This window comes from Streptomyces sp. CNT360, assembly GCF_000424785.1.
This window is the reverse complement of the sequence record NZ_AUKO01000001.1, coordinates 559,548-584,429: the sequence shown is the minus strand read 5'-3', so window position 1 is coordinate 584,429 and position 24,882 is coordinate 559,548. Positions and strand designations below refer to the sequence as shown.

Below are 24,882 nucleotides of genomic sequence, written 5' to 3'. Positions count from 1 at the left end.
GTGGGACGCCACAGCCGTAAGGGCAAGGCCGGTACCGTACGCGGCCAGGAGCGTCCGGGCATACCCGGAAGGACCGGCCCGGAACGCGCCCGGCCGCGCGCCACCGGTGCCCCCGGGGAGCCCGGGGAGCCCGGGGAGCCCGGAGCCGCCGCCGCTGCCGCGCCCGTGCGGGGGCCCGGCGGCCCCGCCGGGTCCGGCCCGCAGGGCACGCCCGCGCACGGAGCCCCCGCCTACGCGGACGAGCCCGCCCGCGGCGGCCACCCCCAGCAGGCCGAGCCCCCGGCCCCGGGTGGCCCGTACGCCTACGCCTACGACTACGCGCACCCCCACGGCACCGGCTCGGCGCCTGCCCCCGGCCCCGGCCTCTTCGGGTCCGGTGCCGGGCCGGACTTCGGCGCCGGGGCGCACTCCGGACCCGTGTCCGGTCCGGGGCAGGGGGGCGCCACCGGGCAGACGTCCGGGTACGCAAGCGGTCACCCGGGCCCGCGCCAGGAGTACGTGGAGGCCTTCGACGACGACGTGTTCGCCTCCGGCGCCCCCGGAGCCGGACACCGGGCCCCGGCGGCCGGGCCGCAGGCCGGAGCGGTCGGCGCCCCCGCGGAGCCGTACGGCGCCGCCCGGGCCGCCGGAGCCGCCGGGCCGGTCCCCGCCGACGAGGCCGAGCAGGACCGGGATGCGGCCGGCGTACCGCCGCACGGGACGCGGGCGGCGGCGGGGCGTGCGGCGTCCGGCCCCGGGCGGCCCCGCGCCGGCGGCCGGGCCCGCGCCTGCACGGGCGTCGCCGCGGCCGCGGTCACGACGGTGCTGGCGGTCGTCGTCGCCGGACAGGTCGCGGGCGGGGAGCACAGCTCCGGGCGGCCCGGCCACGGGCTCAAGACGGGCGAGCGGGCCGCGGACGCGGGCCCGGCCACGGGCACCGGCCGTGCCGACCGCGGAGCACGGCCCACCCCCGGTGGCGGGGCCGACACGTACGACGCGAAGATGGCGCGCGTCTACCCGCTGGCCGACGATCTGAAGGGCAGCGGGTCGTTCACCGCCGTCCCCGGTCACCAGAAGGCGCCCGGCAAGGGCGAAGTGGTGCGCTACCGCGTGGACGTGGAGAAGGACCTCCCGCTGGAGGGTGAGCTGTTCGCCGAGGCCGTCCACAAGACGCTGAACGATTCGCGCAGTTGGGCGCACGGCGGCAAGCGCACCTTCGAGCGGGTCTCGTCGGGGAAGCCCGACTTCGTCATCACGCTGGCCTCTCCCGGAACCACCGACGAGTGGTGCGCGAAGTCGGGGCTGGACACCAGCCAGGACAAGGTCTCCTGCGACTCGGCCGCCACCGAACGTGTCATGATCAACGCCTACCGGTGGGCGCGCGGTGCCAAGACGTTCGGGCCCGACCGGATGCACGCCTACCGCCAGATGCTCATCAACCACGAGGTGGGCCACCGGCTCGGTCACAACCATGTCGGCTGCCCGGGCGACGGCGAACTCGCACCGGTGATGATGCAGCAGACCAAGTACCTCACCACGCACGGCAAGACGTGCCGGCCCAACGCCTGGGTGCATCCGCGCCGGTGACGCCTCGAACGCGTGACGGGCTGGAAAGTCACGGCTGTTCACCCCATCCGGTGGTGTGACGGACAACCGTCCACCGTGCGACGGGGACGCGCATAGCGTCGTCCGCGTCCCGCCACCGAGCCGCCGTCGGCCGGTGGCACGCCACGAGAGGGTTGGGGGGTGCGCACGTGCGCATCGCGCTGCTTACGGAGGGTGGTTACCCCTATCTGCGGGGTGATTCCGCGCTGTGGTGCGACCGTCTGCTGCGTGGCCTGGACGGTCACGAGTTCGTCGTCCACGCCCTCAGCCGGAGCCCACGCCAGGAACGGGCCGGCTGGTGGGAGCTGCCGGCGAACGTGACCCACGTCCACACCGCCCCGCTGTGGGGTCCGGGACCGGCCGCCGGACACGCACGCGGCTTCGCGTACGGCTCCTACGGGCGGCGCGAGAGGCGGCGCTTCTGCGAGCACTTCTCCGCACTCGTCGGCGCGGTCTGCGCCACCGGGGCTCCCACTGCCGCGGTCCCGGCGTCCCGTCCCACCTCGCAGGCGGACCGTTTCGCCGCAGGTCTGTACGGACTGGCCGAACTGGCGGCCGAGCGCGACGGGTTGAGTGCCGCGCTCCGCTCCGAGCAGGCCCTGCGGATCCTGGAGGCCGCCTGCCGCACGCCGGGCTCCTCGCGCGCCGTCCACGCGGCGCGCGTCGGCGACCTGCTGACCGTCGTCGAACGGCTGGAGCGCGCCCTGCGTCCGCTCTCCCAGGACTGGTACGGGCTGCGCGGCGGAAAGCCGGGGCTGGCGACGGCCGACCTGTGCCATGCCGTCGGTGCCGGACCGGCCGCGCTTCCCGGCCTGCTGGCCAAGTACACCCACGGCGTCCCCCTGCTGATCACCGAGTACGGCGTGCGGCTGCGCGAGCACTACCTGGCGAGCGCCGCGGGCGCCACCGCGGCCGTCGCGCGCGGTGTCGCGGGCGCCCCTGTGCGCGCCCTGCTCGCCTCCTTCCAGCGGCTGCTGACCCAGGAGGCGTACGCGCAGGCGCACGCGATCACCCCCGGAAACGCCCACGACCGTGCCTGGCAGGAGCGGTGCGGCGCGGACAGCGCCCGGCTGCGCACCGTCTACCCCGGCATGGATCCCGCGCCGTTCGAGGCCGTGGGGGAGCGGACCGGCCACCTGCCGCCCCCCGACGGACCGCCCGCGGGCGGGGTCCCGACGCTGGTGTGGGCGGGTCGGATCGGTCCCACCAAGGACCTGAGCACCCTGCTGCACGCCTTCGCCTTCGTACGGCAGGTGCTGCCGCAGGCCCGGCTGCGGATCGTCGAGACCGGCCGGTGTGCCCCCGAGCGCTCCGCCGTCGGCCACTCCGCCGCCGAGCAGCCCGGTGCCGCGGTGCCCGCCACGGCGGGAACCGTCACAGGGACCCCTGCCGCGGCGGGCTCGGCGGCACCGGCGGGCGGCGAGCCGGCTGAGGAGTACCTGTCGCTGTGCCGGGCGCTGGCCGCCCAGTTGTTCCCCCCGGACGGCGACGGTGTCTGTGCTGTCGCCTTCGACGAGGTGGGCAGCCGCGCCGTACCCACCCTGGCGGACACCTACGCGGCGGGGGACGTGGTGGTGCTCTCCAGCGCGGCGGAGGGCTTTCCGCTCTCCCTTGTGGAGGCCATGTTCTGCGGGCGGGCGACCGTCTCGACCGACGTCGGGGCCGTGCGCGAGGTCATCGGCGGCACCGGCCTGGTCGTCTCCCCCCGCGACCCGCGCGCACTGGCGGACGCCTGCATCGCGCTGCTGGAGGACCCCTCGCGCGCCGCGCGCCTGGGCGCGGCGGCGCGTGCGCGAGCGCTCGAACTCTTCACCGTCCGGCAGAACGTGGAGACCTTCCGCGGTCTCTACCTGGAGCTGATGCCCCGGCACGCCACCGGCGAGCAGGCAGCGCCCCCGCGGGGCGGCCCCGCGGACGACGGGCCGCCGCCGTTCGCCTGCCCCGCCGAGGCCCACCTGCCCGGACAGTGGGCGGGTCCTCCTCAACGGCGCGCTGCCTCCGCCCCCGCGCCTTCCGACAGCCGCCGCCCCGCGAACCGGACGGGCCGCCACGGCGGTGCTGTCCGCGTCACTGCCGACGGCGCCACGTATGCCTCGCCCTCCGGCGGCATCACCGTGTACGTCCCCGCGGGCGGCGTCACCCACGTCCCCGTCGGGGGCGGCGCAACCGCCGGGCAGACGCCGGCCGGTGGCAGTTTGCGGCGTGCGTCGGCGGGCGGGGGCCCGGGTCACGGTCCGTCCGGCGGCGCCGCGCATGTCCCGAGCTGGGCCGGGGCGGGCAGCCCGGCGGGCGAGCACCCGTCGGACGAGGGTCCCCCGAGCGGAGGGCCGCCCGGTGAGCCGGTGTCGCACAGCGTGCCCGCGCGACGCCCGGCCCCGCGGCGGCCTGCTGCGGGCGCCGAGCCGGAGGAGGCGACGGCGCCGTGAGAAGTCAGTCGGTCTCGCCCTCCGGCAGCACGCACGCCGACCCTGTGCGTGCCCTGTTGCAGCGCCACAGCACGCTGTGCCGCAACGCCGTCGACCCCTTGGAGATCGTCGCCGGACTGGAAGCCGGCGGTGTCACCGACCGCACCGCCGCCTCGTGCCGCCACCGTGACGTCTTCTCCCTCGCCGAGGAGCTGTACGCCCGCGCCCCCCGCCCGTACGAGGACGCCCTGCGGGACAGCGCCGCGGCGGACGGCCACCCGGACGGGAGCAGCCCGGACGAGGGCCACCAGGACGGCAGTGGCGCCGACAGCAGCCCGGACGAGGGCCACCCGGACGGTGAGGGCCGGGTGCGCCGCCACCGTGCGGGCGCGGACCCCACCGGCGCGCCGACTGCCGGGCGTTCGCCGGCCGCCCGCTGGGGTGCCGTGCTCGCCCTCCCGCTGCTGCCGGGGCTCCTGTGCGCGGGCACACTGGCCTGGCTCGTCCTGCTGGACGGCGCGCCCTCGCCGGTGCGCACCGCCGTGTGCGGTATGGGTACCGTCGCCGTTCTGGTCAGCGCCGTGGCAGCGCTGCGCACCGTGTTCCTCGACCGGCGCACTGCGGGCCACCGGGTGCGCCGGGTCCCGGTGCTGGCGACCCTGTACGTGTGCTGGCTGACCGGGTACGCGCTGTACGGCGACCGGCTGTCGGAACAGCTCCTCACCGGCGGGCCCGACCTGCCCGCCGGTGTCCCCGCCCCGCCCGCGCCGGTCGTCGTGCTGAGCCTCACCGCGGCGCTCGCCCCGGCCGTGTGGTGTGCGCGGGCGTTCGAGCGGGGCGCGCGCCGCCGGCTTGCGGACACCCGCGGCCTGGAGCGGTACTCCGCCCGGGTCCGGCCGCTGCTGGTGCTGTCGGTCCTCGCCTTCGTGCTGTCCCTGCCCGTCCTCCAGTGGGCCGCTCACCGAGCCGACCGCGGGCCGCTCGCCGCCGTGGGGCCGGCGCACGGGCCGGGCGGGCTCGCCCTCGCGGCCACCGCCGCCCTCGCCCTGCTGCTGTTCGCCGCACTGCTACTGGCAGCGCACGGTTTCCGGGGCGCCGCCCGCGCCGGACTCGCCACGGCCTGCGCCCTGGAGGCCGCCGTCATGCTGTCCGTCCCGGCCGCGCGACTGCCCCACCTGGCGCCGCTGGGCCGCCCCGCCGAACTGCTGGCCGCGCACCAGGCCGTGGCGGCCGTTCCGCTGGCGGCCTGCGGCTGCGCGGCGCTGGCTGCGCTGGCGTACGCGGCCGTGACGCTGACCCGCGCCGCGGCCCACCACCGGGAGGCAGGCACCGCATGAGTGCCCCGCAGCCCTCCCGCCTTCGTACCGGCACGGGCTTACCCGACCCGCCGCCCGACACCGACAAGGAGCACGACCCCATGACCTACGCGCTGTTGGCACACCGAGACACCGCCGGGGGACCGGCGCACGCAGGCGTGCGACCGTGTCCGGCCGGCCACCAGGCCGGGGAGGTCGCACGATGAGGGTGCTGCTGCTGGGCGCCGGCGGGTATCTGGGCCGGTTCGTCGCCGACCGGCTGCTGGCCGACCCCGCCGTGCAGCTGACCGCGCTCGGCAGGGGTGACGACGCGGACGTGCGCTTCGACCTGTCCACCGGCAGCCCGGGGGCGCTCACCCGCTTCCTGGACGCGGTCCATCCGGGCGTCGTCATCAACTGCGCGGGCACCACCCGGGGCAACGGGCGCGAACTGATCCGGCACAACGTGGTGGCCACCGCCGCGGTCTGCGAGGCGCTGCGGCGCAGTAGCTGCGGCGGGCGTCTCGTGCACGTGGGATGCGCCGCGGAGTACGGGCCCTCGCAGCCGGGTTCGTCCACCGGTGAGGACGCGGTGCCGCGGCCCGGTGGTCCGTACGGGGTCAGCAAGCTGGCCGGCACCGAGCTGGTGCTCGCCTCCGGGCTGGACGCCGTCGTCCTGCGGGTCTTCTCGCCCATCGGTCCCGGCACCCCGGCAGGCTCACCGCTGGGGCGGGTCGCCGAGGCGATGCGGCGGGCGATGCAGCAGGGCGACAGCGAACTGAAGCTAGGCGGCCTGGGGGTCCAGCGCGACTTCGTCGACGTGCGCGATGTCGCGCGTGCCGTGCACGCCGCCTCCCTGTCGGCGGCCCAGGGCATCGTCAACATCGGTACCGGGCGGGCCGTGCGGCTGCGGGACGCCGCCTCGCTGCTGGCCCGGGTCGCCGGGTACGCGGGCGCCGTGCACGAACAGGGCGCGGGCCCGGCGCCCGCCGACGGCCATCCGCCCCTCGGTCCCGGTGGCCCCGGTGGCCCCGGTGGCCCGGGCGGTCACACACCGGTGATCCCCGCACAGATGCACCCTCACGCCGCACAGGCCACGCACGCCGCACACGGGCACTCCGGCGCCCTTGGGCCGCATGCCCAGCACGCCCAGCCCGGTGCGCAGGGCACACACGGACAGCCAGGTGCGCACGGGCAGCCCATGGCGCATCTCGCCCAGGCACCCTCCCCCGCCCCGCCCGTCCCCGCGGCTCCGCCCGCCTCGTACCCGTACCCCGACGGATGCGGGGCCTGGCAGCAGGCGGACATCCGCACCGCCCGGGACCGGCTCGGCTGGCGCCCCCGCATCGGGATGGAGGAGTCGCTGGCCGACATCTGGATGGAGGCCGCATGCCGCATCTGACGACGCCCCCGGGGCGGGCCCGCCGCACCGGGGAGGGCGGTGGGGTGCCCCGGAGCCGGATGGGGCTCGGCGTCCCGTGCTGCCCCCACCCGATGCTGGCGCCCGCGGAGTGGGCGGAGCTCGCCCTCCCGGGGGTCGGCGCCTTCCCGGGGTACGAGCAGGACCCGGGCCCGCTCCACTGGGCGGTGCTCGACGTCGCGAACGGGCCCGGGGCGCGGCCCGACCCGTACTGCGCGCCCGCGGCCGCGGCGCTGCGGTCGGCGGGCGTCGCCCTCCTCGGCCGTCTCGACATGCAAGACGGTGCGCGGACATTCGGCGAGCTGGTCTCCGAGGCCCACCGGTTCCTGGACTGGTACCGGGTGGACGGCTTCCACCTGGCGCACTGCCCGGCCGGCCCGGAGTGGCTGGGGCACGTGCAACGGCTGACGGCCACCCTGCGCGCCCTGCTCGGCGGGGAGCACGAGGGCGGTCACCTCGTCCTGGCGCCCGACGGCCCCGCGCGCCCGGAGCACCTGGAGTGCGCCGACCAACTGGTCACCTACGCCGGGAACTGGGCGGACTACCGCTGGTCGCAGGCGGAGGAGTGGACGGCCGCGCACGACGCCGAGCGCTTCTGCCACCTGGTGCACGCCCTGCCGCGTGGTCACCTGGAGGAGGCGCTGCGCATCGCCCGCTGGCAGGGGGCGGGGACCGTCTGCTTCACCGACCGCACCGGCACCAGGGGACAGGACCCGTGGGAGACGCTGCCCGGCTACTGGGACGAGCTCGTCTCGTGCCTTGGACCAGGTGTCTCGGAATGAGACAGCGCGTGGCAGTGTTACGAGAGGAACGGCCCGCCTCCGGGCGGGTGACTTCCCGCACGTCCCACCGACCATCGGAGTCTCCGTGTCACTGCCACCCCTGGTCGAGCCAGCCGATGAGCTCACCGTCGACGAGGTCCGCAGGTACTCGCGTCACCTGATCATCCCGGATGTCGGGATGGCAGGGCAGAAGCGGCTCAAGAACGCGAAGGTGCTCTGTGTGGGCGCGGGCGGCCTCGGTTCGCCCGCCCTGATGTATCTCGCCGCCGCCGGTGTCGGGACGCTCGGCATCATCGAGTTCGACGAGGTCGACGAGTCGAACCTGCAACGGCAGATCATCCACAGCCAGGCGGACATCGGCCGCTCCAAGGCCGAGTCGGCCAAGGACACGGTGCTGGGGATCAACCCCTACACCCAGGTCAACCTGCACGAGGAGCGGCTCGACTCCTCCAACGTGATGGACATCTTCGCGCAGTACGACCTGATCGTGGACGGTACGGACAACTTCGCCACCCGCTACCTGGTCAACGACGCCTGCGTGCTGCTGAACAAGCCCTACGTGTGGGGTTCGATCTACCGGTTCGACGGGCAGGCCAGCGTCTTCTGGAGCGAGCACGGCCCCTGCTACCGCTGCCTGTACCCGGAGCCCCCGCCGCCCGGCATGGTGCCGAGCTGCGCCGAGGGCGGCGTGCTGGGCGTGCTGTGCGCCTCCGTCGGCTCCATCCAGGTCAACGAGGCCATCAAGCTGCTGGCGGGCATCGGTGAGCCGCTGGTCGGCCGCCTGATGATCTACGACGCGCTGGAGATGACCTACCGCCAGGTCAAGGTCCGCAAGGACCCCGACTGCGCGGTGTGCGGCCCGAACGCCACCGTCACCGAGCTGATCGACTACGAGGCCTTCTGCGGCGTCGTCTCCGACGAGGCACAGGAGGCCGCGGCCGGCTCCACCATCACTCCCAAGCAGCTCAAGGAGTGGATGGACGACGGGGAGAACCTCGACGTCATCGACGTGCGGGAGCCGAACGAGTTCGAGATCGTCTCGATCCCCGGCGCCCGTCTGATCCCCAAGAACGAGTTCCTGATGGGCGACGCGCTTCAGGACCTCCCGCAGGACCGGAAGATCGTCCTGCACTGCAAGACGGGCGTCCGCTCCGCCGAGGTGCTGGCCGTGCTCAAGAACGCCGGGTTCTCCGACGCCGTGCACGTCGGCGGCGGCGTGATCGGCTGGGTCAACCAGATCGAGCCCGAGAAGCCCGTCTACTGACGGCCTGCACCGCCCGTTTCCACTTCGTGGGGCGGTCCGTCCGGACACCGGACGGACCGCCCCACGGCATGTTTCCGCCGGGGCGTGCCCCGGACCGCCCCCGGCGTCACCGGCAGCGCGTGCCGTCCTCCGGCACCTGTCCGTGCAGCAGGTAGCCGTCCACGGCGCCGCGCACGCACGCGTTGCGGCTGTCGTAGGCGCCGTGCCCCGCGCCGCGGTAGGTGACCTCCACCCCGACGCCGTCCCCCAGCTCCTGCTTCATGGCGCGGGTCCCTCCGTAGGGGGTGGCCGGGTCGCCGGTGGTGCCGATCAGCAGGATCGGGTCCGCACCGGCCGAGCCCACCGGAGGCGAGGTCCACCGGCCCTTGACCGGCCAGTCGTGGCAGGAGGAGAGCCCCCACGCCGACATCGGCCCGAAGACAGGTGAGGCATCGGCGAAGTCGGGCAGTTCGGACCTGATCGTGCGGGCGCCGTAGCGCTGCCTGTTGTCGGCGCAGCTGACGGCCGTCAGCGACGACTGGAGCGTGCTGTAGGTGCCGTCCTGGCTGCGCCCGTTGAGCGCGTCGCCCAGCAGCAGCAGTGTGCTGCCGTCGCCGTCCCGCAGTGCCTCCTCCAGCCCCTGGGAGAGCATGTTCCAGGTGTCCTTGGAGTACAGCGCCTGGGCGATGCCCCCTTCGGCCAGCGACTCGGTCAGCTTGCGGCCGCTGGTGGTCGGCATGGGCTCCGCGTCCAGGTCGGCCAGCAGGTCGGTGATGCGCCGCCTGCCTTCCTCCGGGTCCTCACCCACGGGGCAGTCCCGGCCGCGTGCGGTACAGGACGACAGGAAGGCGTCGAGCGCCGACTGGAAGCCGCGGGACTGGCTGAGGGAGCCGCGTACCGGGGTGGCGCGGGGGTCGACGACGGCGTCGAAGACGGCCCGCCCCACGCGCTGCGGGTACAGATGCGCGTAGACGCCGCCCAGTTCGGTGCCGTAGGAGATGCCGAAGTAGTGCAGCCTCCGGTCGCCGAGCACCCGCCGCATCAGGTCCATGTCGCGGGCGGTGTTCTCGGTCGTCAGATGCGGCAACAGCGCGCCCGCCCGTTTCTCGCAACCGTCTGCGAAGGCCTTCTGGCGGGTGAACAGGCGCCGTTGCTCGCTGTCGGTGTCGGGCGTCCAGTCGGCGGCGAAGTAGGCGTCCAGTTTCTTGTCGTCCAGGCAGCGGACGCCTTCGCTGCGGCCCACTCCGCGCGGGTCGAAGCCCACCAGGTCGTAGCGGTCGCGCAGCTTCTCGTAGTCCTTGGCGAACGCCGGCAGCGTGGCCACCCCGGAGCCGCCGGGGCCGCCGAAGTTGAACACCAGGGAGCCGATCCGCTCGCCGCCTCCCGTGCGCGCGGTCGCCCGGATCATCTCGATCCCTATGGTGCGGCCCCGGGGCTCGGCATAGGTGAGCGGCACCTTCAGCGCGGCGCACTCCCAGCGGGTGCCGCCCGGCAGCGGGGAGGGGGAGCCGGCGTCGCTGCCCTGGGCCGCATCCGGTGCCCGGCAGCGGGACCAGTCGAGCTTCTGCCGGGTCAGCGAGGCGGGCAGCGCGGGGGAGCGGGGCCCGGTGCTGTGTGCACGGCCGCCCGGAGGGCGGGAGGGCGGGGCGGAGGTGTCGTCCGACGGCGTCCGGGAGCGTCCCTGGCCCGGGGTCCTCTCCCTGGTGGCGGTGGCGTCGGAGGCGTCACCGGCGCAGCCGCTCGACACGGCTGCGGCCACTATGAGCGCCGCCACGAGGGCGGCTCCCGGCCGCAGGGAGCGGGGATGGCGCATGGGACGTCCTCCCGTGCAGACGGTGGGACGTTCATCGTGGGTACGGCGGTGTCCGTGCGGCGCGCTGTGTGACGCGTACGGGTGGCATCCGGTGACACCGGTACGGCCACCCTCGGGGCTGCTCCGGTCAGGTGCTCACGGCGCCCCTCAGAGCGCTCCCTTGCGGGTGAGCTGGGTGAAGGTCAGCCAGCCGGGCAGCACCGGCAGCCAGAGCGTCATCAGCCGGAAGAGCAGCACCGCCGGGGTGGCCACCTCTTTGGGTACTCCGAAGGCGATCAGCGCGGCGATCAGTGCGGCTTCGACGGCGCCGAGGCCGCCCGGGGTGGGTGCGGCCGAACCGAGCGCGTTGGCGGTCAGGAAGACGACGGCCAGGTTGGCGTAGCTCGTCTCGTGCCCGAAGGCCCGTACGCACGAGTCCAGGCACATCACGAACGCCAGCGTCAGCAGCAGCATCCCCAGCACGCCGGTGAGCAGCTTCTGCGGCCGCTGCACCACATCCAGCATCCGCGGCACCACGCCCGCGAACAGCGAGCGCACCCGGTTGGAGACGAACCTGCGCAGCGCGGGCACCGCGGTGACGATCAGTGCCAGCACGGCCGCCGTCAGCAGCCCCGCGATCACCGCGCGGGACGGCGAGAGGGTCGGCGTGTGCTCGGTCCCGGTGATGTAGCCGAACAGCAGCAGCAGCGTGACGTGGCTGCCCAGCCCGAACAGCTGGGAGGCGCCGACGCTGGCCACCGCGTGCCCGGGCCGTACCCCGGAGCGCTGCAGGAAGCGGGCGTTGAGCGCGACCCCGCCGACCGCCGCGGGCGCGACCAGCTTCACGAAGGAACCGGCGACCTGCGCCTGCACCGTCCGCCACCAGGACACCTTCTCCGGGACGAACCCCAGCAGAGACATCGCCGCGCACACGTAGGTGAGTGCGGAGAAGGCGACGGCGCCGCCGACCCAGGCCCAGTTCGCCTCCAGCACCACGTCCACCGGCACCTGGGAGAGCTGGGTGAGCAGGAAGTAGGCGGCCAGGGTTCCGGCGATGAAGCTGACCAGGGTGCGCGGCCGGATGCGCTCCAGCCGCGCGGGCTCTATGGGCGCCTGCGGCCGGATACGCAGCACCTGGTGGCGGATCTGCGCCAGCAGATCCTCCTCCCGGGCCTCCTCCAGCGCCTCGTCTATGGCCTTCTTCTCGGCGTTCTTCTCCGCCCGCAGCGACTTGCGGTGCGCCCGGCCCCCGGCGGCCGTCGTCGCCCCCTGCGCGGCCTCGCCCCTCGCCCTGGCCTCCCGGGCCTTGGTCTCCTTGTTGGCGCGGGACGCCTCGATGACTGCCTCGCGCTCCCGCTCGGCCCGTTCCTTGGCGAGCTGCCGCAGGGTGGTGCGGGTGCTGCGGCTGAGCGCGATGGGCTGGAGCAGCGGCAGGCTGTCGGCGATCGCGTCGGGGCCCAGCACGTCCACGGCCGCGGCCACGGCGCGCTCGGCGCCCACCCGCAGCCCCAGGGTCGTCAGCAGCTGGGCGACGTCCATGCGCAGGATCAGATCGCCCGCCGCGATCTCACCTCCGCGCAGGTCCGTCAGGTAGACCGCGCCGGAAGGATCCACCAGCAGCGCGTCCCCGACCAGCCTGCGGTGTGCGATACGACGCGACTGGAGCGCCTCGACCTGCCGCCAGGCCGCCCGCATCAGCTCGTCGGTGACCTCCTCCTCCGGCAGCGCGTCCAGGCTCGCTCCCGGCAGGTGCTCGTAGACCAGCATCACCGCGTCCGGGCCCAGCTCGGAGGTGGCGATCAGGCGCGGGGCGTTGGCGCCCGCGTTGATGGCCGCGTACGCCAGCAGCGCCTCCTGCTCCAGTGCCTGGCGCAGCGACTGCAGGCTGCGCCGCTGGGTGATGCCGCGCAGCGCCAGCCGCCGCCAGACCCGGTAGAAGAACCCGTGCGCCTGCTGCTCGCGGTCGACGACGGTCACATCGAGCGGGGGGCCGTCCTCCAGGGTCACCCGGTAGCGGCGTCCGCGGTCGTTGTGGTCGCGCTTGTCGGCGTCGCCCGGGTCCTGTACGCGCAGCGCGGCGGCGGGCTTGAACCCGACCCTCCGCAGCCCTGCCAGCAGCGTCTGCCCGGTCGGCCGCACGTTGGGGGTGCCGACCGCGTACAGCGTGCCGTAGGCGATCGTCCAGCCGATCAGGATCGTCACGGCGATGGAGAAGGCGGTCGTGTAGCCGGGCACCAGCACGGCGAACGCGTTGAGCAGCAGCACGCCCCACAGCACCACCCGCCAGCGCGGACGGCGTGCCATGCCGACCGCCGTCATGTACGCGATGACGGGTGCCAGGTAGCTGTGCACCGGTGTGGTGGCGTCCTGCGGGGTGATGGCCTTGGTCAGCGCGTCCCGGATCGAGTCCGGCGCCGCCTGGGCCACCCACAGGTCCACCGCGAGCGAGGCCCCGTGGGCGAGCACCGCGGCCAGTACCCCGTCGGCGATGCGCAGCCCGTCGCGTTTGATCAGCCGCTCGATGGCGAACGCGACGGGAACCAGCAGGACGGCGATGCTGGAGGCCAGGCCGGTCAGGCTGATGAGCAGGTCGGGCGCTTCCGCCGTCCCTTTGTCGATGTCCTGTTCCAGTCCGGCGGTGGTCCCGTGGGCGAAGTTGGCGATCGTGAGGACCAGCGCGATGCCGAACAGGCCCAGCACCGTCCGCAGCAGGTCCGAGGGGCGGTGCACCCGCGCGGAGAGCAGCGGCTCGTCGCTCTCGATCTCGATCCGGTCCCCCTTGGCGACCGCCTCCAGCTTCTCCCCGGGCCGCACCGTCTCACCCACCGCGGCCCTGCGGGCTTCCCCGCTTCCGGCACGCCCGGCGTCGCTGCCGGGCCCGGCAGCGCGCCCGTCGGCTTCGGCGTCACTCCCCGGGGCCCCGGTGTCCGCCCCGGCACCCTCGGTGCCGGGCTCGGCCTCGGCTCTCTCGGCATCCGTCATCTCGGCGTCGGTCTGCTCCGCCCTGCCTCTCACGGCTTCGCTGTCCGCGGCCACGCGCTCGGCCCGGCCCCTGCCGGCCGTGCCGGACGTGCCGTTCACGGGGCCCTCCGTGGCCTTCTCGGCGGCCCCTCCCGGGGCCTGCTCCGCGGTCTCCTCCTCGGCCTGCTCGACCGTGCGCCGGTCGTCTTCTCGGGCAGCTTCTCGGGCAGCACTGTCTGCGGCGGGTGCGCCCCCCGCGCGGGAGCCGGCACCGTGCCGCTGTCCGGATTCCGTCTCGTCGTGGTCCCGTCTCACTCGTCACCGCCCGGAAGATGGTGGCACGAGGAAAGGCTCGCCGGGACAACGAGGGGGCATTCCGGGGTCCCGGGGGACGAAACGGCGCTCCGGGGCGTGCGCCGCCGGTTCGGGAGGCGGCCCGGCTGTCGGTGGCATGAGGCAGCATGGCTCGCATGCCTGGAAACCCCGCAGGCGGTCGGCCGTCCCCCGGCGCCACCGCACCACCCGAGGGAAGTGCGGCCGTGCCGCCCGGCACGGCCGCGGCCGCCCTGCCCGAGCTGCCCGATTACGCGGAGCGCGTACTGGACGTGGCCGACCTCGTCCCGGCCGGCCGGGTGCTGACGTACGGCGACATCGCCGAGTGGCTGGAGGACGGCGGCCCCCGCCAGGTGGGCCGGGTCATGGCGCTGTACGGGGGCGCGGTGTGCTGGTGGCGCGTGGTGCGAGCCGACGGCGTGCCGCTGCCGGGCCAGGAACTCGAAGCGCTGGCGCACTACCGCGCGGAGGGCACCCCGCTGCGGGAGAGCGGTCCGGCGTCCCGTACCCCGGGGCACATCCCGCGTATCGACATACGCCGGGCCCGCTGGGACGGGAACAGCGGGTGACCCCGCGCTGCGGCTGCTGCTCACAGTTCCCAGCTTCCGTCATGCCTCGCGACCCGAGGTGTCCGCACGTCCGGACGGAGTACAGCAGCCGCACGGGCCGCGGCGGCCACCCGGGGTGCGGGAGCGATGCGCTGCGGCACATGTGCCGGACGGCGTAGCGTTCGCACCACGTCGCACAGTCCTCTCCCTAGGCGATTTACGTGAGTCCCTCCCTTACCGCCGCCGCGCCGCAGCGCTCCCGCGGTCCCGGCGCGTACCGGCTGGTGCGCACCCCGGCGGGGCCGGTCGATCTCCCTGCCTCTGACGCGGCACAGCGCGCCGTGGTTGACCACCGCGGCGGTCCGCTCCTCGTCCTGGCCGGGCCGGGTACGGGCAAGACCAGCACCCTGGTCGAGGCGGTCACCCGGCGTGTCCGTGAGGGTGTGGATCCCGAGCGGATCCTGGTGCTCTCCTTCGGCCGCCGGGCAGCGAACGAGCTGCGCGACCGGATGACGGCCCGGCTGGCCGCCCCGGCCGACGCCCCGCCCCCGATCCTGTCCGGCACAGCGGGCGGCACAGCGGACGGTGCCGGAAGCGGCCGGGTCCTGAACGCGCCGCGGGCCACCACGTTCCACGCCTACTGCTACGCCCTGGTGCGCGCCCACCAGGACGCCGATCTGTTCACCGAGCCGCTGCGGCTGCTGACCGGACCCGAGCAGGACCTGCACATCCGGGAGCTGCTGGAGGGCCAGCTCGCGCTGGAGAGCCGGGCGCGGGCGACGGTGCGCTGGCCGGACGAACTGCGTGCCTGCCTGACGACCCGCGGCTTCGCCGACGAGGTGCGTGCCGTGCTGGCCCGCACCCGCGAGCTGGGGCTCGGCCCTGCCGCACTGGGGGACTTCGCCCGGCGGGCCGGGCGCCCCGACTGGCGGGCCGCGGCCGGCTTCTTCGCCGAGTACCTGGACGTGCACGACGCACAGGGCGTGCTCGACTACGCGGAGCTGGTGCACCGCGCGGCGCTGCTCGCCGAGCGCGACGACGTGGCCGCGTGGCTCGCCGGCGCCTACGACGCGGTCTACGTCGACGAGTACCAGGACACCGACCCCGCGCAGGTGCGGCTGCTGCGGGCCCTGGCGGGTGACGGGTCCCGCACCCTCGTCGCCTTCGGCGACCCCGACCAGTCGATCTACGCCTTCCGTGGTGCGGACGTGAACGGCATCCTCGACTTCCCCGACGTCTTCCGGCAGCGCTCCGGAGCCCCCGCGCCCGTGCGTGTGCTGCGCACCGCGCACCGCGCGGCCCCCGCCGTGCTGGCCGCCACCCGCCGGCTGGCCGCACGGATGCCGCTCACCCGGCTGCCCGCCGGCGCCGTCCGCGTCCACCGCACACCGGCCCCGCCCGCCCCCCCTGCCCCTCCCGGCCGCTCCGGCGAGCGCGACGGCACGTACCCGGGCGCCCAGCAGGGGAGCACGTGGGCGGGGGTCGGGCCCGGCGGCGGCGCGGACACGGAGGGTGAGTCCGACGGCGGGCGTGCGACGGGGGCGGGCCGCGTCGAGGTGTTCACGTATCCGACGGCGGGTGCCGAGCTGGAGCACATCGCCGACCTGCTGCGCCGAGCCCACCTGGAAGACGGGATCGGGTGGGGGGAGATGGCCGTGCTGGTCCGGGCGGGCGGACGCTCCCTGCCTGTGGTGCGGCGCGCGCTGGTCTCCGCCGGGGTGCCGGTGGACGTGGACGGCGACGACGTCCCGCTGCGCCACGAACCGGCGGTCGCCCCTCTGCTGTCGGCGCTGCGGGTCGCCGCCGAGGGCGCCCTGGAGGGGAGCGCGGCCCTTCGGACCGGGACCGCGCTGACGCTGCTGACCTCCCCGCTGGGCGGGATGGACGCGGCGGACCTGCGCCGCCTGGGCCGGGCGCTGCGCGAGGAGGAGCGCGCCGCGGGTGCCACGGTGCCGCGCCCCTCCGACGTGCTGCTGGCCGAGGCGCTGGCCGAGCCCGGGCGGCTGGCCGCCCACACCCCGCACCCGTCGGCCGCCTCTTCGCCGTACGGGGGCCACTGGGCGGAGGGCGCGCACAGCCTGGGCCTGCTGCTGCGCAAGACCCGCGAACTGCTGGCCGGGGGCGGCACCGCCCAGGAGGCGCTGTGGGCGCTGTGGTCGGGCACCGGCTGGCCGGACCGGCTGGAGCGGGCGGCGCGCAGGGGCGGCACCGGCGGCCGCAACGCGGACCGCGATCTGGACGCCGTCTGCACCCTGTTCGCGGTGGCGGCCCGGGCGGAGGAGCGCGGCGGCGGCCGGGGCGCCCTCAACTTCCTCACGGAGCTGGAGGCCCAGGACATCGCCGCCGACACCCTGGTGCGGCGGGCGGTACGCCCCGAGTCCGTACGGCTGCTGACGGCGCACCGCGCCAAGGGGCGCCAGTGGCGGCTGGTGGTGGCCGCCGGGGTGCAGGAGGAACTCTGGCCGGACCTGCGGCGGCGCGGCTCGCTGCTGGAGGCCGACCGCATCGGCCGGGACGGTCTCGCTCAGCCGCTGTCCGCGGGGGCGCTGCTGGCCGAGGAGCGCCGGCTGTTCTACGTCGCGGCGACCCGTGCGGCCGAGCGTTTGGTGGTCACGGCCGCACGGGCGCAGGCGGAGGACGGCGACCAGCCCTCGCGGTTCCTGGGTGAGCTGGGGGTGGAGCCGCAGCACATCGCGGGCCGGCCGCGCCGCCCGCTGTCGGTGCCCGCCCTGGTCGCGGAGTTGCGGGCCACCACCGTCGATACGAAGGCGTCGCCCGCGCTGCGGGACGCGGCCGCGCGCAGGCTGGCGCGGCTCGCCGCCGAGCGCGACGAGGAGGGCTACGCGCTGGTGCCGGCGGCGCACCCGCAGCGCTGGTGGGGGCTGGCGGAGCCCACCCGCTGCGACGTACCGCTGCGCGACCGCGACCGGCCGGTGGCGCTGTCGGGCAGCGCCCTGGAGGGGCTGGTGCGCACCTGCTCCCTGCAGTGGTTCCTGGCGCGCGAGGTGAAGGCGGACGAGCCGGCGACGGCCGCCCAGGGGTTCGGCAACGTGGTGCACGTCCTGGCGGACGAGGTGGCCTCCGGCAGCGCCCCCGCGGACCTGTCCGTGCTGATGGAGCGGCTGGACGCCGTCTGGGACGGGCTGGCCTTCGAGGCGCCGTGGAAGTCGCGGCAGGAGAGGGAGAGTGCGCGTGCCGCCCTGGAGCGGTTCCTGCGCTGGCACGTCATGGAGCACGGCGAGGGCCGCGAACCGGTCGGCAGCGAGCACGGTTTCGAGGTGACGCTGCGGGCGGGGGAGCACGCCGTCCGGATCCGCGGCAGCATGGACCGCGTCGACCGCGATGCGCACGGCCGCGCCTACGTGGTCGATTTCAAGACGGGCCGCACCCGCCCCACCGGCCCGGAGGTCGAGCGCCACCCGCAGCTCGCCGTCTACCAGCTCGCCGTACGGGAGGGTGCCGCCGACGCACTGTTCGACGGGCGGCGCCCCGAGCCGGGTGGCGCGGAACTCGTCCACCTGCGGCTCGGTGCCGCCAGGCGGGACGGCGGTGACGCCCTCCCGGTGGTGCAGCGCCAGGAGCCGCCGGGCGGTCCTGCCGATGCCGACCACGAGGGCGACCACTCTGCCGACCCGGAGGGCGACCGCTCTGTCGACCAGGAGGGCGACTGGGTGGGCGGACTGCTGGCCACCGCCGCCGCCCGCGTACTGGACGAACGCTTCACCCCCACCCCCGGGCAGCACTGCACCCACTGCTCCTTCCGCTCGGCCTGCTCCGCCCTCCCGGAGGGCCGCCACATCGTGGAGTGACCTCCCCCACACCCCGCCCGCACAGCCGCAGGCGGGCCGCCCGGCCGCGGCGCGGAGTGTCAGCCGAGCCCGCTAGCGTCTGAGGAGTGCCCGCACCACTCACCGACCCCGGACAGCTCGCCGAGCTGCTGGGCATCCCGTTCACCCCGGAGCAGACGGCCTGCATCACCGCGCCGCCCGCCCCGCAGGTGATCGTGGCCGGAGCGGGCTCGGGCAAGACCACCGTCATGGCCGCCCGCGTGGTGTGGCTGGTGGGTACCGGGCAGGTCGCCCCCGACCGGGTCCTGGGCCTGACGTTCACCAACAAGGCGGCGGGGGAGCTGGCCGACCGCGTCCGCAAGGCCCTGCACCGGGCGGGTGTCACCGACCCCGACCCGGACCCGGCGGCCGCTGCCGGCAGTGGCGAGGCCGCCGGGGAACCGCAGATCTCCACCTATCACGCCTTCGCCGGGCAGTTGCTGAGCGAGCACGGGCTGCGGCTGGGCATCGAGCCGACGGTGGCGCTGCTGGCCGACGCCACCCGCTTCCAGCTCGCCGCCGGTGTGCTGCGCACCGCGCAGGGCCCGTTCGACGACCTGACCAAATCGGTGCCCGCCCTGGTGGAGGATCTGCTCGCCCTCGACGCCGAACTGTCCGAGCACCTGGTCGACCCGGAGGCGGCCCGCTCCCACGGCGAGGAGCTCCTCGCGTCCCTCGACGGCGCCGAGTTGACCAACGACAAGCTGCGCAGAGTGCCCCAGGCCACCCGCGCCCGCCAGGAACTGCTCGGCCTCGTCGAGGCCTACCGCGCCCGCAAACGGGAAGGGGAACGCATCGACTTCGGCGACCAGATCGCCCTGGCCGCCCGCCTCGCCCGCATCCCCGACGTCGGACGGGCGCTGCGCGAGCAGTTCTCCGTCGTCCTGCTGGACGAGTACCAGGACACCTCCGTCGCCCAGCGCGTCCTGCTCGCCGGACTGTTCGGGCAGGGCACCGGCCACCCGGTCACCGCCGTCGGGGACCCCTGCCAGGCCATCTACGGCTGGCGCGGGGCCTCTGTCGCCAACCTCGACGAGTTCCCCCGCCACTTCCCGCACGCCGACGGCAGCCCGGCATGCCGCCAGTCACTGAGCGAGAACCGCCGCAGCGGCGGCCGGCTGCTGACACTGGCCAACGGGCTCGCGGCGCCCCTGCGGGAACGGCACGCAGGCGTCGAAGCGCTCCGCCCGGCGCCGGACGCCGCACAGGCGGGACGGGTGCGGGCCGCCCTGCTGGAGACCCAGGAGCAGGAGACCGACTGGCTGGCCGACTCCCTCGCCCACCTGGTGCGCACCGGAACCCCGCCCGGCGAGATCGCCGTCCTGTGCCGTGGCGCCGGTGACTTCGCCCGGATCCAGCGCGCCCTGACCGAACGGGAACTGCCCGTCGAGGTCGTCGGACTGTCCGGGCTGCTGCATCTGCCCGAGATCGCCGACCTGGTCGCCGTCTGCGAAGTCCTCCAGGACCCCACCGCCAACGCCTCCCTGGTCCGGCTGCTGACCGGCCCCCGCTGGCGCATCGGCCCCCGCGACCTGGCCCTGCTCGGCCGCCGCGCCGCCCTGCTGGTCGCCCACCAGCGCGCCGGCACCGACGACGACCCCGACCAGCGCCTGGCCGCCGCCGTCGAAGGAGCCGACCCCACGGAACTGCGCTCCCTCGCCGACGCCCTCGACACCTTCCTCGACGGCGACGGGCCCGACGACGCGCTGCCCTTCTCCGCCGAGGCCCGCATCCGCTTCGCCCGGCTCGCCGCCGAACTGCGCGACCTGCGCCGCTCCCTGGCCGACCCGCTCATGGACGTCCTCCACCGGGTGCTGACCGTCACCGGGCTGGACGTGGAGCTGGCCGCCTCCCCGCAGGCGGTGGCCGCCCGGCGGCGCGAGACCCTCGGCCGGTTCCTCGACATCGCCGCCGGCTTCGCCTCCGTGGACGGCGAGACCTCCCTGCTGGCGTTCCTCGCCTTCCTGCGCACCGCGGTGCAGCACGAGAAGGGGCTCGACAGCTCCCTGCCGGGCGGCGAGAACACCGTCAAGCTGCTGACAGCGCACAAGTCGAAAGGGCTGGAGTGGGACGTGGTGGCCGTCCCCGGGCTGGTCGCCAAACAGTTCCCCAGCGAACAGGCCCGCGAGACCTGGACGACCCAGCCCAAGGTCCTGCCCTACGCGCTGCGCGGCGACGCGGCCACCCTGCCGCCGGCGCCCGCGTGGAGCGCCAAGGGCCTCAAGGAGCACGACAAGGCGCTCCGCGTCCACCAGGCCACCGAGGAGCTCCGCCTCGGCTACGTCACCTTCACCCGGCCCCGCAGCCTGCTGCTCGGCTCCGGCCACTGGTGGGGCCCCGCACAAAAGCGCCCCCGTGGCCCCTCCGCCTTCCTGGAGGCACTCCGCGCCCACTGCGAGGCCGGCCCCGCCAACGGGGAGGTCGAGCACTGGGCGGATCCGCCCGAGGAAGGCACCACCAACCCCGCACTGGAGGAGCCCGCCGAAGAACGCGCCTGGCCGCTGCCGCTGGACGCGACAGCCCTGGAACGCCGCCGCGATGCGGCCCGCACGGTCCTCTCCCACCTCGAAGCCCCTTGGGACCGCGCCGCCTCTGTGGACCGCGCCCCCGCCACCGCGGGCGGCACCGGCGCCGCGGGGGGTCCCTCGGACGAGGACACCGACCGGGACAGGGCCGGGTCCGCGGGGCACACAGGGGAGGAGGGTCTGGCCGAGGGCGGGGCCGAGTCCGCGGGAGACCTCTTGGAAGAGGGCACCGACCGTGCGGGGACCGGCGGTGCCGGTGGGTCCGTCGTGGAGGAGGGAGCTCTCGCCGGGGCGCCGCCGGACGGGCCCGTGGAGCCGGCCGGAGCCGCCGAACTCACGCCCGAGGAGGCGCGGCTGGTGGACGCCTGGGACCGTGACCTGGGAGCCCTCACGGACGAACTGCGCCGCTCCCGTGCGGCGGTGCGCGACGTCCCGCTGCCCGGCACCCTGAGCGCCACCGAACTGCTGCGGATGGCCGCCGACCCGGAGGGCTTCGCACGGGAGCTCGCCCGCCCCATGCCGCGTCCGCCACGGCCTGCCGCAGCGCGCCGCGGCACCCGCTTCCACGCCTGGGTGGAGTCCCGTTTCGAGGAACTGACCCTGCCCATGCTGGGCCCCGACGAACTGCCCGGCGCCGACGGCGAGGGCCCCGACGGCAGCGAGCCGCCCGCCATCGCGGACGAGCGCGACCTGGCCGCCCTCAAAGAGGCGTTCGAGCGCACCCCGTACGCGCGCCGCACCCCCTACCGCGTCGAGGCGCCCTTCCAGCTCGTGCTGGCCGGACGCGTCATCCGGGGCCGTATCGACGCCGTGTACCGCGACCGCACGGCCGACGGCGGTGTGAGGTTCGACATCGTCGACTGGAAGACCGGGCGGACACAGGACGCCGACCCCCTCCAGCTCGCCGTCTACCGCCTGGCCTGGGCCGAGCAGCGCGGAGTGCCGCTGTCCTCGGTCGGGGCGGCGTTCTTGTACGTACGCAGCGGCGACCTGGTCCGCCCGACGGGGCTGCCGGGCCGCGCCGAGCTGGAGGGCCTGCTGACCGGCGCCGCCGGATCGCCTGCCACACAGGTGCCGGGCAGCCGTCCGGCTGCGGAGGAACCGCCCGGTGACCGTTAGAGTCGAGGGCATGAGCACCACCCCGGCTCCTCCGGACAGCGCTGTCCGGGCCTTCATCGACGACCAGCGGTCCGCCTTCCTCTCCGATCTGGCCGGATGGCTGCGCATCCCCTCCGTCTCCGCCGATCCGGGGCACGCGGACGACGTGAGGCGCAGCGCCGCCTGGCTCGCCGACACGCTGCGCGCGACCGGCTTCCCCGTCGCGGAGGTGTGGGAGACCCCGGGAGCGCCCGCCGTCTTCGCCGAGTGGCCGGCCGCCGACCCGGCCGCCCCCACCGTCCTCGTCTACGGACACCACGACGTCCAGCCCGCCGCCCTCGCCGACGGGTGGCACAGCGAACCGTTCGAGCCCGAGGAGCGTTCCGGACGGCTGTACGGGCGCGGCGCCGCCGACGACAAGGGCCAGGTGCTCTTCCACACCCTGGGGGTCCGCGCCCACCTCGCCGCGACCGGCCGCACCGCCCCCGCCGTCACCCTCAAACTGCTGATCGAGGGCGAGGAGGAGTCCGGCTCCCCGCACTTCCCCGCGCTGCTGCACGACCACGCGGAGCGGCTGAGCTGCGACGCCGTCGTCGTCTCCGACACCGGCATGTGGGACGAGCACACCCCCACCGTGTGCACCGGCATGCGCGGCCTCACCGACTGCCAGATCGACCTGTACGGCCCCGACCAGGACATCCACTCCGGCTCCTTCGGCGGCGCCGTTCCCAACCCCGCCACCGAGGCGGCCCGGCTCGCCGCCGCGCTGCACGACGCGGACCGCAGGGTGACCCTCCCCGGCTTCTACGACGGCGTCGTCCCCCTCACCGACGAGGAACGCACCCTCTTCGCCGAACTCCCCTTCGACGAGGACGCCTGGGTGCGCACCGCCCACTCGCACGCCACCCTCGGCGAGCGCGACTACACCACCCTCGAACGCGTCTGGGCCCGCCCCACCGCCGAGGTCAACGGCATCAGCGGCGGCTACCAGGGCCCCGGCGGCAAGACCATCGTGCCCTCCAAGGCGCAGCTCAAGCTGTCCTTCCGCACGGTCGCAGGACAGGACGAGGAGGCCGTCCAGCAGGCGCTGCGCGAGTGGACCGCAGCCCACCTGCCCGCGGGCATCCGGCACGAGATCACCTTCTGGGGCACCACCCGCCCCTGCCTGACCCCGCTCGACCACCCCGCGCTGCGCTCCCTCACCCGCGCCATGAGCCGCGCGTTCGAACAGCGGATCCGCTTCACCAGAGAGGGCGGCTCCGGGCCCGCCGCCGACCTCCAGGACGCGCTGGCGGCACCGGTCCTCTTCCTGGGCATCTCCGTCCCCTCGGACGGCTGGCACGCCCCGAACGAGAAGGTCGAACTCGATCTCCTCTTCAAGGGCGCCGAGACGGCCGCCTACCTGTGGGACGACCTCGCGGCACACTGGAGCGCGGGCTGACCACCGGGCCGGCCGCCCTCCCGACAGCCCACCCACCGCCCCCTGACCCGCACCGGCAGGGAGGCCCCGACATCTGGGGGAGTAGGAAACAGCAGTGACCACCCGGACCCCGACCGACCGCCCCGACCGCCCGGAGAACCCCGACCGGGCCGAACGCCCGATCAGCCTCACCGCCACCGGAGGCATCGACCGCGCCTCCCACCACCGGCTCGACGAGGCATGGCTCGCGGCGGCCTGGAGCCACCCCACCACCCGCGTCTTCGTGGTCTCCGGCGGGCAGGCCCTCATCGAGGACAAGGAGGACGGCACCACAGAACTCGTCATGATGCCCTCCTTCGACGCGCCCTTCACCGAAGCCCACCGCTACTTCCTGGGCACGGACGAGGACGGGGTGCGCTACTTCGCCCTCCAGAAGGACAGCCTGCCCGGACGGATGGACGACATCGCCCGCCCCGCGGGCCTCCGGGAGGCGGGCGTGCTGCTCTCCGACCGCGACAGCGAACTGATGACCCACGCCATCGGCCTGGAGAACTGGCAGCGCACCCACCGCTACTGCTCCCGCTGCGGCGAGCGCACCGGCATCGCCGCCGCCGGGCACATCCGCCGCTGCTCGGCCTGCGGCGCGGAGCACTACCCGCGCACCGACCCAGCCGTGATCATGCTGGTCTCCGACGAGAAGGACCGCGCACTGCTGGGCCGCCAGGTGCACTGGCCCGAGGGCAGGTTCTCCACCCTCGCCGGCTTCGTCGAACCGGGCGAGTCCCTGGAGGCCGCCGTTCGCCGTGAGGTCGCCGAGGAGGCAGGCGTGACCGTCGGCCCCGTCAGCTACGTCGGCAGCCAGCCCTGGCCCTTCCCCTCCAGCCTGATGCTCGGCTTCATGGCCCGCGCCACCTCCCCGAAGATCCAGGTCGACGGCGACGAGATCGAAGAGGCCCGCTGGTTCTCCCGCGACGAACTGCGGGAGGCGATCGAGTCCGGCCAGGTGCTCCCGCCCTCCGGCATCTCCATCGCGGCCCGCCTGGTCGAACGCTGGTACGGACGCCCCCTGCCGCAGCCCCGCCACCCCTGAGTGGCCCCCTGCCGCTCCGTATCCGACACCGGCACAGCCGCCGACCCGCCGGTCTGCCGACCTGCCGTTCCGGCGGTCCGGCAGCCCATCGTTCCAAGGGGCGGCCCCGCAGAAGAGCGATCAGCCCCTTCGGCCTCGGTCCCGCTGCGGTTCCCGGGCCGCGACTGCCCCGCAGCACGAAGGCCCCGCCGGACGGCTCGGTCTCGAACCGTCCGGCGGGGCCTTCGGCAGGGCGCTCAGGCCCCGATCTTCTCCTTGACCTGCGCCAGAGACGGATTCGTCAACGTCGATCCGTCGGGGAAGAGCACCGTCGGCACGGTCTGGTTGCCGCCGTTCGCCTTCTCCACGAAGGCCGCCGAGTCCGGGTCCTGCTCGATGTTGATCTCCGTGTACGCGATGCCCTCGCGTTGCATCTGGCTCTTCAGCCGACGGCAGTACCCGCACCACGTGGTGCTGTACATCGTCACAGTGCCCGCCATCTTCCCGCGCTCCTTCGTCTCGTCCGGTGCCCTCGGTGAACGCGCGACGGCCCCAGGCCATTCCCCGCGCCATTCCCCGC

14 protein-coding genes are annotated in these 24,882 nt (G+C 75.0%); 11 read left to right on the top strand and 3 right to left on the bottom strand.

The features are described from left to right. The 6 genes from H297_RS0102490 to moeZ all read left to right on the top strand — a co-directional run bounded on the left by H297_RS0102490 (position 1) and on the right by moeZ (position 8,750). Positions 1-1,566 (top strand): DUF3152 domain-containing protein, encoded by a 1,566-nt coding sequence (locus H297_RS0102490; RefSeq protein WP_027735760.1) that lies wholly within the window; start codon positions 1-3, stop codon positions 1,564-1,566. Between the two features lie 167 nt (positions 1,567-1,733). Beyond that, positions 1,734-4,010: a DUF3492 domain-containing protein gene (locus tag H297_RS34070; RefSeq protein ID WP_051351424.1), complete on the top strand. Its 2,277-nt coding sequence runs from the start codon at positions 1,734-1,736 to the stop codon at positions 4,008-4,010. Next, positions 4,007-5,326, top strand: coding sequence for a hypothetical protein (locus tag H297_RS43560; protein WP_051351423.1), 1,320 nt, complete (start codon positions 4,007-4,009; stop codon positions 5,324-5,326). The genes H297_RS34070 and H297_RS43560 overlap by 4 nt, the downstream gene beginning before the upstream one ends. Before the next feature lie 181 nt (positions 5,327-5,507). After that, positions 5,508-6,686 (top strand): SDR family oxidoreductase, encoded by a 1,179-nt coding sequence (locus H297_RS0102475; RefSeq protein WP_027735759.1) that lies wholly within the window; start codon positions 5,508-5,510, stop codon positions 6,684-6,686. Then, complete coding sequence (locus H297_RS0102470) at positions 6,674-7,486, top strand: spherulation-specific family 4 protein (RefSeq protein ID WP_027735758.1); 813 nt, start codon at positions 6,674-6,676, stop codon at positions 7,484-7,486. The genes H297_RS0102475 and H297_RS0102470 overlap by 13 nt, the downstream gene beginning before the upstream one ends. A gap of 85 nt (positions 7,487-7,571) precedes the next feature. Continuing rightward, positions 7,572-8,750 (top strand): adenylyltransferase/sulfurtransferase MoeZ, encoded by a 1,179-nt coding sequence (moeZ, locus tag H297_RS0102465; protein WP_027735757.1) that lies wholly within the window; start codon positions 7,572-7,574, stop codon positions 8,748-8,750. A 106-nt stretch (positions 8,751-8,856) separates the two neighbouring features. On the opposite strand, the gene H297_RS0102460 is transcribed toward moeZ, so the two are convergent. Next, positions 8,857-10,542: an alpha/beta hydrolase gene (locus H297_RS0102460; protein ID WP_027735756.1), complete on the bottom strand. Its 1,686-nt coding sequence runs from the start codon at positions 10,540-10,542 to the stop codon at positions 8,857-8,859. Between the two features lie 147 nt (positions 10,543-10,689). Continuing rightward, the gene (locus H297_RS0102455; RefSeq protein ID WP_037792781.1) at positions 10,690-13,503 is read right to left on the bottom strand and encodes a flippase-like domain-containing protein; all 2,814 of its coding nucleotides are present in this window, start codon (positions 13,501-13,503) and stop codon (positions 10,690-10,692) included. Between the two features lie 449 nt (positions 13,504-13,952). Between H297_RS0102455 and H297_RS0102450 the strand changes: the two genes are divergently transcribed. The 5 genes from H297_RS0102450 (at position 13,953) to nudC (ending at position 24,323) form a co-directional block, all read left to right on the top strand. Then, on the top strand, positions 13,953-14,384 hold the full coding sequence (locus tag H297_RS0102450) for an MGMT family protein (RefSeq protein WP_078513677.1): 432 nt from the start codon (positions 13,953-13,955) through the stop codon (positions 14,382-14,384). A gap of 200 nt (positions 14,385-14,584) precedes the next feature. Further along, a complete protein-coding gene (locus H297_RS0102445; RefSeq protein ID WP_027735753.1) occupies positions 14,585-18,172 on the top strand; it encodes an ATP-dependent DNA helicase in 3,588 nt (1,195 codons plus the stop codon). Positions 18,173-18,258: 86 nt separating this feature from the next. Next, complete coding sequence (locus tag H297_RS0102440) at positions 18,259-21,834, top strand: UvrD-helicase domain-containing protein (RefSeq protein WP_027735752.1); 3,576 nt, start codon at positions 18,259-18,261, stop codon at positions 21,832-21,834. Between the two features lie 10 nt (positions 21,835-21,844). Next, complete coding sequence (locus H297_RS0102435) at positions 21,845-23,254, top strand: M20/M25/M40 family metallo-hydrolase (protein WP_027735751.1); 1,410 nt, start codon at positions 21,845-21,847, stop codon at positions 23,252-23,254. A 94-nt stretch (positions 23,255-23,348) separates the two neighbouring features. Then, positions 23,349-24,323, top strand: coding sequence for an NAD(+) diphosphatase (nudC, locus tag H297_RS0102430; RefSeq protein ID WP_027735750.1), 975 nt, complete (start codon positions 23,349-23,351; stop codon positions 24,321-24,323). A gap of 236 nt (positions 24,324-24,559) precedes the next feature. Here nudC and H297_RS0102425 read toward each other — a convergent pair whose 3' ends face one another. Continuing rightward, a complete protein-coding gene (locus tag H297_RS0102425; protein ID WP_027735749.1) occupies positions 24,560-24,802 on the bottom strand; it encodes a mycoredoxin in 243 nt (80 codons plus the stop codon). Between the last annotated feature and the right edge of the window lie 80 nt (positions 24,803-24,882).